This is a genomic window from endosymbiont of Acanthamoeba sp. UWC8, from assembly GCF_000730245.1.
Lineage (GTDB): Bacteria > Pseudomonadota > Alphaproteobacteria > Rickettsiales > Midichloriaceae > Jidaibacter.
Window position 1 is genome coordinate 946,198 of sequence record NZ_CP004403.1, and the last position, 14,188, is coordinate 960,385.

Genomic DNA, 14,188 nt, shown 5'->3' on the forward strand with positions numbered 1-14,188 from the left:
AAATTTTCTTTGCTATCTTATATATATCACAACAAACATTTTTTATCTCCTATGATTTCACATCTTTTGAAAAAAATATTTATCTACTTTTTGATTATGCTCGTTGTAGTACTTAATCATATACCCATGCATTACACACTTGATATCCTTTACCCTAACTTATTGTTTCTTATAGTTTTCTTCTTTGAGCTAAGCGAAGGAGAAAAGTTATCTAAGTTATTTTTAATATTTTGCGGGCTACTTAATGATTACCTGGAAAGCAGCCTAATCGGCCTTACTTCCTTGCAGCTTATTATCTTAAGTTCTTTAATGAGTAAAAATATGAAGGCTTTAGAGGAGCAAAAATTCGGGATAACCTGGGCAGCTTTTACCGTGTTAATTTTTATAGTATACGCATTAAAAATTATTATATTAAGTATATTTTATAAAACATCTTTGTTTAGCGTCAGATTATTATTGGAACTTTGTTTAACCATTACTTTTTACCCACCGGCACATTTTGCCCTAACTAAAATGTTTTATTTCAGACGAAAATATAATGCGCGATAATTTTCAAAAAAATCAGGTTTTCACCAGAAGAGCTATTATACTCGGTTCAATAAAAACCGCTTTATTTTCTTTCTTATTTTGTCGTTATTATTATCTGCAAATTATAGACGCAATAAAATATAAAACCTTGTCTGATAAAAACAGGATCAAGATATCAGTTATTCCGCCCCTGAGAGGAACAATCAGAGACAGAAACGGCGTTGATCTCGCAACTAATAAGCTTAGCTATAGGCTATCCTTTACCACCCGAGATATAACACAAATAAAGAAAATGCTTGCCGCGGTTAACACAATTATTACTAATAAAATTGAAATAAGTGATAATGATATAAAATTAAGACTTAAAAAACTTTTAAGAAGTTCGCCCTTCATGGTAAGCGATAGGCTTAGCTGGGAGGATGTAACTAAACTTGAAATCAATAGCTTTAATTTACCCGGCATTCTTATTGATCAAGGTCAAAGGAGATATTATAATTTTCATAATATTACCGCTCATATTACAGGGTATATCGCTAGCCCCAGCAAAAAGGAATTAGAAAAAATATCTATTCCAAACTTTAATGATTTTTTAGTCGGTAAAAACGGAGTTGAAAAGATATTAGATACACGGCTTAGAGGCCACCCGGGGATAAAAAAAACCGAAGTTGATGCTCTAGGTAATCATGTTAGAGAAATCTCAAATTCTCCCTCCATGGAAGGAGAATCGGTTAAACTTGCAATTAATATTAATATTCAACAATATGCAGCAGAAGTATTAAAGGATAAAACCGGCTCGATAATCTTAATTGATATTAAAACCGGTGAGGTGCTTTGCTTATATTCAAGTCCGGCTTATGATCCTAATAGCTTCGTGGGTGGGATTTCTGCCGCAGAATGGAACAGTATAGCCAATGACCCACAAACTCCGCTTATAAATAAAGCAATTACCGCCCTGTATCCGCCGGGCTCCACTTTCAAAATCGTAACCGCGCTTGCGGCTTTAGAACATGGAATATCCCCCGATTTTAAGGTGTTTTGTAACGGAAAGCATAAAGTAGGCAATAGAATATTTCATTGTAACCGCGATACAGGTCATGGTGATGTTGATGTTAGGCTAGCAATTGCACAATCCTGTAATGTCTATTTTTATGTTGTTGCAGAAAGAATGGGAATCAAAAATATTGCAAAAACAGCACTTGGGCTAGGGTTTGGTGAAAAAAGCAATATTGAGCTTCCCTATGAAAGTAAGGGTAACATACCGGAACCCAATTGGAAATTTCTTAAATTCAGTCAAAAATGGACTATAGGCGACACGGTAAACGCTTCAATAGGTCAAGGGTTTGTATTAACCACCCCTATTCAACTTGCATTAATGGCGGCAAGAATTGCTTCAGGTAAAAATATAGCCCCCACAATTTTACAAAAATCCGGTCAACCGGCAAATCTAAAATTTTCTCCACATAACTTAGATACCATCAGAAAAGGGATGTTTATGGTATTTAATGATAATAGAGGGAACGGTTATAGACACAGGATATCCGACCCTGATTTCCAAATATGCGGAAAAACAGGAACTGCCCAAGTAATTTCCGCAAGAAAAACCACTAAAAAACATCATACCGACCATGGTTTGTTTTTAGGGTTCGCTCCATTTGAAAATCCGAAATATGCAATCTCCGTGATTGTAGAGCACGGCTCATGGGGCTCACAAAGCGCTCTTCCGATAGCTAAGGAAATTCTTTTATATGCTCATTCCCTAACTGAATAAAAAAATTTATTTATATTTTGTTTTATTAACCATTTGTTAACTATTGATATTACATACTCTATTTGTAAATAATTTTGAACTACAGGCATATGAAAAATTCAAGACAAAGAGTAGTAGTAATTAATTTCAAAAAAGAATTTAATCTTAGCATTGAAAACAATTTCCACACGCTTTCCAAGATTCAAATGGAAACGAATAAAAGTGTAATTATATGCCTTCCGAGCGTGATAGATTCTAAGCAAGAAAACGGCCGTATCAAGCTTGCTTAAGCAAAATAATAATATTTCCTTTTCTTATCTGTAATAAAGTAGCAATAAATAAGGCTTTTTATTGAGTTTTATCTCTTTTTAGCGCAACATTATCTAGAAAATCCCCTTTATATATAGTAAAATGTCTTTGCACTTACCTTGTGATTATTAATTTTTTTTTACTTACCGAATACCAAATTTATGATCTATGGTATTTTTAACAACTGGTTAAGTTTTAAATTCATCAATCATTTAATAATTATTTAATTTACTAAGGTGAAGTTTAAAATTTTTGGCAAGGGCAAGTAACATGCAAGCTATATCGGATATTTACCTTTCTCGCGCACTTGGCCATCGCCGAAGAAGGCGGAGTATGCAGTATGCTGCATTACTCGCTACCGCTTATATATTACCCCGTCTAAAAACCACTTTCTTTTTTTCTCTACCCGACGAAGCACCTTTATTTAATCAAAAAGAGTTTGATTTCTTACCTTTGGAGCTTAAAGCTTATACAGGTAAAATTAATAGAAAAGTTATTTCCGAGCCGCACTATTTGAAATCGGATGTAAGTGAAACAAGCCAAAGAACTTTCATTTCTGATTACAAAAAATTAAATTTCGGAAATAATAATTTTTCGGTTATACCGATTCAGGAAGTTTACCCTAAAAGTTTTTTTAATAAGTTAACTCCTTCATTTGAGTTTAATAGATTCTTTTTCTCAACGCCTAAACATAATACGGCTTATGGCAATTCGAACACCGGCTCAGGCAAAAGTCAAAATTTTAAAGGTAGCGAAGAATATTTTTCCGATGACGAAATTAAAGAAGCAGTAAATGAAACTGAAACTTATCATCACTCAGCTGCTGAGGAAAAAGAAAAACCCTTAAATGTAATAAATTTTTCTTCCGAACAAATAAAACAATTTGTTACTACGGAAAATAAAGAAGATATAAAATCCACCGCTTTTTCTTTAATTTCCCCAACAACTCATAACTTCCCAATTGCCGATGCTTATAATTTTTCATTAGGTTTAGCAGATGATAACCACTGCCGTATAAATTTATCCGATGTAAATATTCAACCTCAATACAACTCATTTAGCAGTTATATACCTGCCCTTACTTATTCTGATGATAATATTGCAATATTAAAAGCGGATTCTTTACCCCAAAAAACTTCCACTTTGGCATTAACCTTTGTTGAGGATGAAAAAGCGGTAAACGGCAATACTGTAAAATTTCTTACTTCAAATAATTTTCCGTTTTCAACAGAGCAAAATAATTATCCGCTTGCCATTTATCATGGTTCGGCTTCAATAAAGTTTGAAAATAATTCTTCAACCGAGCAAGCGGCAAACATTGAAAAGAGCAAGATTGATGTAACATCAGAGGCTGCTAATCCCGAAGTAGAAAAAGATGTTCCGCACTTTCCTCGTAATCAAGAAGAAAATCAAAATAATACTTATCATAATCACCCCCCGACTGTTCCTCCGTTTTTAAACGGTTCAATATGTTTAAAACCCTATATAAAAGAGACTAATGATAAAAATTCTCCAAATAACTTATCAAACACGATATCAAATCAATTTAACTGGTCGGATTTTATAAGTAGCAACTTGCTATATTCCGCTTTATATGCATTCGGCGTTGCTGCACTTTATAAACTCTCTTTAAAATCCTTTTTTGATGAGCACTCGCTCGTAGAAGATAAAAGTTTAAAGCATAAAGATATAAAACATTCAAATGCCGAGTCTCAAGGTAAAGAGGAAGATTATAAAACCAAGGAACCCCCTAAAGATGATACCCATAATAAGGAAGAGGATGATAAAGATGAAGGAGACGATCAAAGCGATGGAGATGATAAGGATAATCCGAAAGACGGAGACGGTGGTAAAATAAGGGTTACTTCCGAAGAAGAAAGAAGGAAAGCTGAAGAAGATTTAGACACCCCTTCGACCATTAGTCTGGACGGTGATTTGGAAGAGGATTTAGAAGGAGTGGATACCGAGTTTGTGACAAATGAAGTTAGACGGGATCATTTCAATGAAGAAGAAAGAAAGATAGCTGAAGAAGAAGCAATAGAAGCTGAGAAAATTGCTAAAGAAAAGGCGAGAAAGCTTGAGGAAGAAGCAACAAAAGCAGAGATAGAAGCAACCGTAAAAAAGCAGGAAGAAGTTAGAAAAGCAGCTAAAAAAGCAGAACAGGATAAAGAAAGCCAAAGAAAATTAGATGAAGAATTAAAGCAACAAGCAACAGAAGAAAGAGAGCGCGCGCGAAAAGAAAAGCAGAAAGCTAAACAGATAAAAGATAAGAAAAGAAAAATAGAAGATAAGATAAATGAAATAACCGCAGAGGAAGATAAGCTTAACTCATTATATAAAAATAAAAATAAGATTAAAGAATCATTAAAAGAAGCTAAACAAATAATCACTGTAAAAACAAATATAATAGAAGATATTAAGAGTAGTATTGAAGCAAAAAAAAGTTTAAAAAACAAACTCCTGAAAGAGGTTAAGCAAAAACAAGAAATTCTTAAAGAATTGAATATGTTAAAGGAAGAGCTGTCAGTGCATCTGGTAACATATAATGAACTCAATAATGAAATTGATTCTCAGCTGCAGCTGATACAAAACTCGGAAGAACCAGATGTAGCAGCCTTCAACCTTTTTAAAGAAATCAAGGAAGCTAAAAAAGCCAAAATTTTAGAAGATATAATTAATATTATAAATCGAAATTTGGTTGAATTAAATGAAGTTGTTGATACTTATGATTTGCGGCGAGCTTTAGAAGAGGGTAGCGATATTAACTCGGTTATTCCGATTGTTAACGCTATTATAGAAAATGAAACACGAACGGAAAGAAATTTAAATAGTGAAATTACTCGTTATAATGAAGAAATATATGCCCTAGGTCTGGATGCTAATGAAGCGCAGAAAGAATCAAACCAAGCAACTCAAAAAGGTATAAAATTAAAAGATGACTTAAAAACAATTAATGAAAAAATTAAGCTCTTAAGGGGAGAACTTACCGAAGTTTCGCGAACTTTAGATGAAGAAATATCCTCACTTGAAGCACAACTAAAGCACTTGAAGCAAGAACTTACCGAAGTTTCACGAACTTTAGATGAAGAAATCCCCTCAATCGAAAACCAACTAAAGCTTTTGAGGAAAGAACTTACCGAATTTTCGCGAACCTTAAATGAAGAAATTGAAGAAGCTTCTTCAATTCTTTCTAATTTAACCGAAGAACGAGAGTCAAGTCCTTCAACTACTCCATTACCGATTCCTTCAACTACTCCATTACCGATTCCTTCAACTACTCCGTTACCGATTCCTTCGCCTACTCCGTTACCGAGCCCTACACCTGCCCCGGAAGAAAATATTCCCGCACCTTATCCTAATGATGAAGATTCTTATTTACCCGAATCATTTGCCTTCACTCTGCCATTTGCTGCACCCTTAGTTCATGTCGGTTTGTCGTTTTTTGAAATAGTTAGAGCTGAAGGTTCGTCCGAATCCATATAATTTATTTTAAAGCGTATAAAAATTCATTTCTTATATTGCTGTCTTCATAGAAATTCCCAAGCATCTTAACCGTCCGCATTTTAGCATCCTTACAACCCGAGTGTTTAAATGATAAACAGTTGTGCTTCGCTTCTATTACCACTCCCACCCCCTTCGGCTGCAAATTATTATATATAGCTTCGGCAATTAATACGGTTAATCTCTCTTGAATCTGCAACCTGCCTGCAAATGCCTCAAGCACTTCTGCAAATTTGCCGATCCCGGCAATTTTTTTATTCGGAATATAGCCGATATGACATTTACCGCTAAAAGGCAAAAAATGATGCTCACAATAAGAAGTAAAATTTATATCTTTAAGCATAATAATATCATCATATCCCTCAACCTCTTCAATAGTTTCAGCTAATATCTCATCAGGGTTAACGACATAACCGCTTAAAGAGCTTTGTAAAACTTCTAATATCTTGTAAGGAGATTTTTTAAGCTCCGGTCGGCCAGGGTCATCACCTATACATTCTATTAGACTTCTAATGGCATTTATAGCTTTTTGATTAATAGCCCGGTCTTTTTTTAAAATTTTTGACATAAATTTTACTATATTTAATTATTTTACACCTACATACAAAGAGCAGGTATTCTAATCCAATGCAATATTATTTTACATATTTTTAATAATAATCCTGGATATAATCGCAAATGGATCTTATAAAGCTCTTGAAAAACTATCGCAGTAATTAATTATAACTGATTATATATGTTAACATGCATCTCAACTTATCTCACCCCGATTCAAAAATCAAATATTGATCTGGATATTGATTTGGGTATATCTACAGCTTTTCTTGTAACCACTTGTTATTACATACCTGCTCTTACTTACCCCCTGCTCGGCGCTCAAGCATTTAAGCTTACTCTACATATGAGCTTAAGTTATTTAAAAAGCAAGGATTACATAGGAGAACAATTTCATAAATCAGCTATGATTGCTTTAGACCCGATTTGGCCGATTATTTACCCGATCTGCCTTTCATCACAACTTACCCCATACTTTGCCGCACTTATTGAAAACGATGTTTTACTAAAAAGCGCTTCAAACCTATTAAGCTATGCGCCCTTGCTAATAAAAGAACCGATTTCTTATTTAACATTCAATAGTGCATTAAAATTTTCCGCAGCTTTTACTTCAGGTGTAATTACTCCGATTGTTTATAAAACACTAGATAAAATTTGTAATCCCTTAACCCGAGATATTGAGAAAAAATTTAATCCTAACAGCAATTATTTAAGTACAAGCAATTTAATACTTACTTCCATACTTCCAGGGTTTTCAGCCCAAATTGCAAGTGAATACGCCACCCCTTACGGCTGTTTTATTAAAGGCTTAATTTTACATCTTTCCATGCATGCGATGAATATTGCTCAGCCTAGTTTAGACAATATTTACAGCATTACTAAAAGCAGCATAATAAAGGGAGGTATATACGCGGCAGCTAAGGGCGTCGCCGCTGCTTTACCCGTTCCTGCATTTTTGCCCGAAGCCGTCACCAGATTAGAAATTTATTATAGTAATCGTAAAGCATTAGAGGAATTACTAATTTGGAGTAAAAATACTTATATTGAAAAACTTAAAAATTATATAACAGAGAAAATTTTATGCCTACAGATCCTCGTTTTAGAACTTTTTTATCTTCAGTTGATTTTGTTACCGCAACTGCAATTGTTGCCTCTGCGACATATAGCTTATGTGCATCAACTTATCTTAGCCCGTTCATTTTAAGTAATGCTGCGCACTTAGGCGCCTCTTACATGTTAAAATATGCGGTAAATAATACCCTCATTTCTAAAGATGCAGCAGCAATAGCTGAAACTGCGTTTGTCAGTGCAACTATTTGCATGTCTTTTGCAGGGTTTAGTAATAATATAACTAATTCGGTAGAAGGAAATTCTTTAAGTGATTGTTTAGGTGTTAAGCCATTGGTTAACACTATATTAGTAGGCGGAATCCCCACTCTATGCTTTGGGCTTATAGGTAAAACTTCCAACTATATCTATGGAAATGAAGATAAAAAAGATAAACCCGCAACCGAGAAGGTAGCACCGAATAATACTTCTAAAACCTCTGAAAGTACTGAGGTTAATAGTATTTTATATTCGACATTTAAAGAAGTAATAGCCCATTATCCAAAATATTATATTCATCTTGTGACCTACGAAGGTTTATTATACGGAGCCGCACTCGGAGGTGCATTAAAATATTTAATAAGCTATGCCTTTGCTGATAATAAGCCTGAAGGATGTAAACATAATTTTGCTTTAGGAACAACACTTGCGGCTTTAGGCGCAGCTAATCACACAGCCTATCAGCTGGTGAATTACGGTAATGATTTTACCAATATCTGCATATCTTCCGCAATTGAAATGTTTGATATGATAATAGCCACCGGAGCTAAAAATTATTTCTGCAACTTGGTTTCAGCACAACCTGAGCCGGGAAAAGAAAAAACACATTAATAAAACAGCTCTAATGATACGTTTATTAGAGCTGCTTATATAGAGCTAAGCCAAGCAATTAATATGATCTTTATATAGGAAAAACTATATATGGATATGAAAAATGTATAAACATGGAATTATAAAAATATAAAGAGTAAAAATTTTTATATTAAGCAAACTTAATAACTGCTGCTCCAAGCATAATTAAAGATATCCCGCAGACTTTATTTTTAGTAATCTCTTCTTTTAAAAAGAAAGTACCGAGAAGGGTGGCGATAATTATCGATACTTCCCTAAGAGCTACTACATATGAGGCCGGGCTATTGCGAAAGGCAAATAGAATAATGCTATAGGTGCTGAACATTGAAACATTAATAATAAAGCTTGGTAATTTATATCTCCTCAAAGTATTAAGTAGTTGCGCTTTACGCTTTATTATAATAAACGGTGAAAGAATTAAGGCAGTAGAAATAAACATAATTGAGCCGTAGAAAAGCGAAGGTATGAATTGAACTGCAAGTTTATCAACCACTGAGTATAAAGAAATAGCGATCCCGACCATACTTGCGGAAAATACAACTTCATTACGGGTAACGGATTTACTTATCGCTATAGATAATATGCCTAAAATTAAGACTAAAATTCCGATAAACCCTACAAAAGAAATTTTATCAATACCAAGCATTATTGCAAGTAGAGAGGTTCCTATAATTCCCGTGCCGCGTGAGACCGGGTAAACAATGGATACTTCCCCGACTTTATAAGACCACCCGAGAAGCGTTAAATAACATGAATGAATAACCCCGGTTAATATTATATAAAAAACAAATTCTTTTGTTATACCCCCGAAATCAGAAAGGTAATAAGTGATGGGGAGAGTAATAAATCCTACTGCTAATTGACCGAGCCAAAGCATGGTTAGCCTATCTCCTTTTGTTTTTTTAGTAAAAAATTCCAGGTAGCATGCAGCATTGCTGCTGATATTACTAATATAAAAGTAAAAGTATCCATATAACCATATAGTCAAAATTTAATTTTTTTGATGTTACTTATTGAGAGTGTGCTTTTAGCACTTTTAATTCCAACCCGCAACTACAGGCTTAATTTATAAAAAAGTTAATGATTGATAAGAAATGATATATTAATAATGAGTGTTAAAGTTTTTTATTTATAATAGGGAAATGAAGTGCAAACTCAGTGAACCTTCCTACTTCGGAATTACATTTGATTGATCCGCCGATATCTTCCATTACTATTTTGCAAAATGCGAGTCCAATGCCGTTGCCGCTTTTTGAATCAGAATAAAACCTATCAAATATGAAAGGCAAATCTTCTTTTAGTATCCCGCGTCCATTGTCCTTAAAATATAAAATATTACCTTCCGTGCGTATATCAATATTTAAAGAACGGGTATTATGCTTGTATGCATATCTGAATAAGTTAAAAAATAGATGCTTCATATATTGCATCGAACCGTGAAACTTTATATTTTTGGACAAAAGTATTTGAATATGATTCGGATTTGAATTACCTTGGTGATATTCCGTAATTGATTGTTTTATACATTCGCTAATCAGGTATTCTCCTCTATCATCAGCGATCACGCTACTTTTTAGGGATGTAAGGAGGCTATCAATAATTTTAATACCTTGAATACTCGTATTTTTTAGAATTTCTATTAATTCTACTAGCTGTGAATGGTAATTATCAATTTCGGATTGCTCTAATTTTGAGCTATCAGCTAACTTTTTTAAAATCATTTCAATGTGTTGGATACACATATTAAGTGAGCTTAACGGATCTTTAACTTCATGGGCTATTGATGCTCCGAACAACCTCATTGCCTCAAGTTTCCCTTCATTAACAACTTCTTTTTTTCTTGCAAATAATAAACCGATTAAACTGGAAAAGACACAAACATAAATTAAGAGATATATTGTATCAAAATCCGTAGGAATATCCGGAACTCCAATTGCAATTCTATAAAACAAATATCCCAAAATGGTGCCGGTTATTAATATTACGATGAAGCTGATCCAATCGACCAGCATAGTAAGTAGCATAATTGCTAAAGTTAAATTTATAAGCCATTCAATATGGGCTTCCATCAGCATAAACATAATGGTTGTCATAAACGGCAAACAATAAAGCACGGTAATATACCAATAAATAGAAAAGTATTTTTTTATTTTTTCAGGCCAATAATCTTTTACGAGTAACCCTGTACATAAAATGCCTGCAATTAGCCGCATTGAGAGCATAAGCAGATAATTTTCAGGCTTTTGATAAGTCCACATAAAATATGGCACGGTATAATTTATACAGCAAAAAATTCCGAACATAAGATAATTAGCACTAAACTTATCAAGATTAGTTTTCAAATATGATGAAGCGGTTTTAAAGTTAGGTAATAAAGTATAAAAATTTTTTATTGTATTTAGGAGGACTAATTTACCGGATTTTCGTTGTGTATATCTTCTTTCAATAAATACTATTTTTCGGTTTTCAATAAGATGAACTAACATAAATCCGCTAATGCCGGCCATACATGTAATAATTGGAACAGCAAATTCTCGTATATTATAATAATTAGAAATAAAATAAGCACACCCGGCAAAAACATTACATACCCAAAAAGATTTATTACTTACTTTTAAATCCAGCATACCTAAAAGTAAGGGGATACCTAGTGCTGAAAATGATAATATTTCACTTAAAACTAATACGCTAATAATATTGTAATTTCGTAAAGCAATAAACATAGCGATAATGCCGGTTATAAATGTAAATATTCTTAAAAAGAATAATTTAATTCTATCCGTGTAAAACCAATTTGCAGGTAATGTATTATGAATAATTAATATACCCGCCGTATTGAGAGCGGAATCAGCAGTAGACATAGTGACTGACAGCATGCCCGCTATTGCGATGCCTCGAATTATAGGAGGCATTAAATCATCAATTATTTTAGGTATAATTGCTTTAGGTTCTACATCGGGAAATAGTTTTACGGCAGAAAAAGCTATACTCATCACTATAAAAATAATAGCAATCTTTAAAAAAAATATAAAAAAGTTATCCTGGTTGCTTGTTTGTGGTCTTTTGCCATTAAATATCGCTGGATTTGCGGAGGAAAAAAGGCAGAGAAGGGTAATGACCAAAATAAAAATAATGCTAAGTAATCAAAAAATTTCGGATGGTTTAAAATTTGCATATGGGAGTTAGTTTTAAAACTACTAAATATACTGTTTAAACCTCCTGCTTCCGTCACTGATACACTTGCAATCAGCGGTACCATTACAATTAGCATTGCAAATTGAAATACATTAGTAACGGTTATTGCTCGAATTCCTCCGAAAGTTGAATATGCTATTAATAATCCTACTGATAAACAAACGCTTGCCGAATAACTTATCTCTAAAAAAATAAAAGTTAGATATCCCATTACCATACATTGCATACTTAAAATTCCTAAGCATACAAAATATCCGATTATTCCGGCAAATCTGCTCGGAGTATAACCGTAAAAATATTCAATCATATCCGCAACTGAAATCCTGCCGTTAAACCTACGATCGAATTTCGGAGTTACATATAAAGCAGTAAGTAATATTGAAACAGGGGTACCTATTGAAGCGATAAGGTATACTAAACCGTCACTATAAAATTGGGCTGCTTCACCTATCGTAGAACCTCCTCCTATCAAACTCACGCTTAGGGTGAGGAGAAGTATAGGAGAGCCGTATGCCTTATCGGCGATTGCATAATCGTTTGTATCTTTTGTTTTTCTGCCGGCAATTATGCCGATGATTAGGGTAAATACTAAGAAAATTAGTATTATTGCTTTATCAATATCAAAGTATCTTGCTAAATACTCCATGGTAGAAAATCCACTAATATCAAAATTATAATAAGCATTAAATTATTAAAATGCCAAGACTTATAGGCGATATATTAAAGTTTATTATAAAATCCCATATTTTATTAAGAACATACTTAGATTTAAATAATTGTGCAATAGGATTATAATGAATTATATAAAATAAATGTAATATTTAATGAGTTATAGTATATACAGGTTTCTTACGTTCGGAATAAATAAGATATAGGCTTGCAAAGACAATTATAGTCGAGCCGATAATAGTATTAATCTCCATTATCTCACCGAACATAAGATAGCCGAGCACGGTACTTAAGGGAAGCCTTAAATAGTCAAACGGCATAACTATGGAAAACTCCGCATTTTGAAATGATCTAAATATACTTGTGGTTGCTGCTAAACAAAGTAAGCTTATTAAGGTGATAATAAAAAAAATCATCAATAACAATCACATTTTGCCAACCGTATGCAGCAAAGGGAGCGCTTAAAAGGCTGCCGAAAAGAGTATTATAAAATACTTGGCTAAGTGCATTTTCCGTTCTGCCGAGGTTTTTAGTTAAAAGGTCGGATGCTGACCATAATATAACACTGACAAACACCCATAAACTTGTTATCTCAAACGTCGGTGCTCCCGGTTTTAATATAACCAAAACACCAGCTAAGCCGAGTATAAGAGTAACGAATCTTTTTCTATTAAGTTTTTCATTAAAAAATATTGTGCCTAGATATGAAAGAAAAATAGGAATTAAGTAAGTAATAGAGGTTGCGCTATCAAGAGTAGTAAATTTCAAACCGTAAAAGTAGGTTATGTACCCGCATACATTAAGACTACCCCTCAAAAAATGTATTTTGATTCTAGAGGTTTTAATCTTTTCAAATCCTGTGATAAATGTGTAAAAAAGAGTAATTAATAATGCAATAAGATGATAGGTAAATATCATTTGCATTACATCCATTTTTTGGCTAAGTGTTTTACCTAAGGCAAACATTAGAGTGAGGGTAATACCGTGAAATATCATCCAGTATATGCCAAATGCATTCTTTCGTGTCATAATCAGTATCTGTTATAGTTATATTAAATTGTATATATTGCTTAATGTCATTTAAAACAATACCTACCTAACAACATATCATGAATAAGTTATCTTAAGAAGTTTTTTTCTTATTTTTAAAATAGTAGAGCAGAGCTACCAGCGTCAGAATTATAATTATAACAATATTTATTTGTTTAATATATTGCTTTAACAATGCTTTGTTTTCACCGATTAAATAACCCAAAGTAAGTAGTGTGGAATTCCAAATTAAGCCGCCTGCTAATGTATAAATAGTAAAAATCCTTAAATTCATCCGGCCAAGGCCTGCCGGGAAGGAGATAAAGTGCTTGATACCGGGAAGGAGCCTGCCGCTAAAAGTTGAAATAGCCCCATGCCTTTCAAAAAAGAATTCAATAGACTTAAGTTTATCTTCATTAATAAAAAAATACTTGCCGAATTTAAGCAAAAGTCTTCTTCCGAAGTGAGAAGCGATCCAATAGTTAAATAAAGATCCTCCAATAGTTCCGAGTACGCTTACGAATAATACTACAAAAAAGTTCATTTCACCTTGTGAGACTAAAAACCCCGCAGGTATAAGAGTTACTTCACTGGGGATCGGAGCAAAAGTACTCTCGATAAAAGTCATAATGAATATACCTAAATATCCAAAGGTTTTAACAAGATCAACCAACTGCAGAAAAACTTCATACATCA

Annotated in this window: 13 protein-coding genes; 6 read left to right on the top strand and 7 right to left on the bottom strand. The window is 33.4% G+C overall.

Annotated elements, in window-relative coordinates:
- Nucleotides 1-51 precede the first annotated feature (51 nt).
- From mreD to I862_RS04600, 4 genes are all read left to right on the top strand, one after another.
- Nucleotides 52-549, top strand: a complete 498-nt coding sequence (mreD, locus tag I862_RS04585) for a rod shape-determining protein MreD (protein ID WP_038539398.1) — start codon at nt 52-54, stop codon at nt 547-549.
- The gene (gene mrdA / locus I862_RS04590) at nt 539-2,296 is read left to right on the top strand and encodes a penicillin-binding protein 2 (RefSeq protein ID WP_038539401.1); all 1,758 of its coding nucleotides are present in this window, start codon (nt 539-541) and stop codon (nt 2,294-2,296) included. The genes mreD and mrdA overlap by 11 nt, the downstream gene beginning before the upstream one ends.
- 89 nt (nt 2,297-2,385) lie before the next feature.
- On the top strand, nt 2,386-2,565 hold the full coding sequence (locus I862_RS04595) for a hypothetical protein (protein WP_038539403.1): 180 nt from the start codon (nt 2,386-2,388) through the stop codon (nt 2,563-2,565).
- 289 nt (nt 2,566-2,854) lie between these two features.
- A complete protein-coding gene (locus I862_RS04600) occupies nt 2,855-6,067 on the top strand; it encodes an ATP-binding protein (RefSeq protein ID WP_148299488.1) in 3,213 nt (1,070 codons plus the stop codon).
- A gap of 1 nt (nt 6,068) precedes the next feature.
- On the opposite strand, the gene folE is transcribed toward I862_RS04600, so the two are convergent.
- Nucleotides 6,069-6,653: a GTP cyclohydrolase I gene (folE, locus tag I862_RS04605; RefSeq protein WP_052646442.1), complete on the bottom strand. Its 585-nt coding sequence runs from the start codon at nt 6,651-6,653 to the stop codon at nt 6,069-6,071.
- Nucleotides 6,654-6,821: 168 nt separating this feature from the next.
- On the opposite strand from folE, the gene I862_RS04610 reads away from it, so the two are divergent.
- On the top strand, nt 6,822-7,844 hold the full coding sequence (locus I862_RS04610; RefSeq protein WP_038539409.1) for a hypothetical protein: 1,023 nt from the start codon (nt 6,822-6,824) through the stop codon (nt 7,842-7,844).
- A gap of 29 nt (nt 7,845-7,873) precedes the next feature.
- On the top strand, nt 7,874-8,578 hold the full coding sequence (locus I862_RS08400) for a hypothetical protein (protein WP_038539412.1): 705 nt from the start codon (nt 7,874-7,876) through the stop codon (nt 8,576-8,578).
- Nucleotides 8,579-8,729: 151 nt separating this feature from the next.
- Here I862_RS08400 and I862_RS04620 read toward each other — a convergent pair whose 3' ends face one another.
- The 6 genes from I862_RS04620 to I862_RS04640 form a co-directional block, all read right to left on the bottom strand.
- Entirely contained in the window at nt 8,730-9,587 is an 858-nt protein-coding gene (locus tag I862_RS04620; protein ID WP_148299489.1) for a DMT family transporter, read from the bottom strand.
- 127 nt (nt 9,588-9,714) lie between these two features.
- Entirely contained in the window at nt 9,715-11,592 is a 1,878-nt protein-coding gene (locus I862_RS04625) for an ATP-binding protein (protein ID WP_038539417.1), read from the bottom strand.
- A 23-nt stretch (nt 11,593-11,615) separates the two neighbouring features.
- A complete protein-coding gene (locus tag I862_RS04630) occupies nt 11,616-12,440 on the bottom strand; it encodes a sodium:solute symporter family protein (RefSeq protein ID WP_038539420.1) in 825 nt (274 codons plus the stop codon).
- 175 nt (nt 12,441-12,615) lie between these two features.
- Complete coding sequence (locus I862_RS08405) at nt 12,616-12,783, bottom strand: hypothetical protein (RefSeq protein WP_158499270.1); 168 nt, start codon at nt 12,781-12,783, stop codon at nt 12,616-12,618.
- Between the two features lie 31 nt (nt 12,784-12,814).
- Nucleotides 12,815-13,492, bottom strand: coding sequence for a DMT family transporter (locus tag I862_RS04635; protein ID WP_084173788.1), 678 nt, complete (start codon nt 13,490-13,492; stop codon nt 12,815-12,817).
- Between the two features lie 94 nt (nt 13,493-13,586).
- The gene (locus I862_RS04640; protein WP_084173831.1) at nt 13,587-14,186 is read right to left on the bottom strand and encodes a DedA family protein; all 600 of its coding nucleotides are present in this window, start codon (nt 14,184-14,186) and stop codon (nt 13,587-13,589) included.
- Nucleotides 14,187-14,188 lie beyond the last annotated feature (2 nt).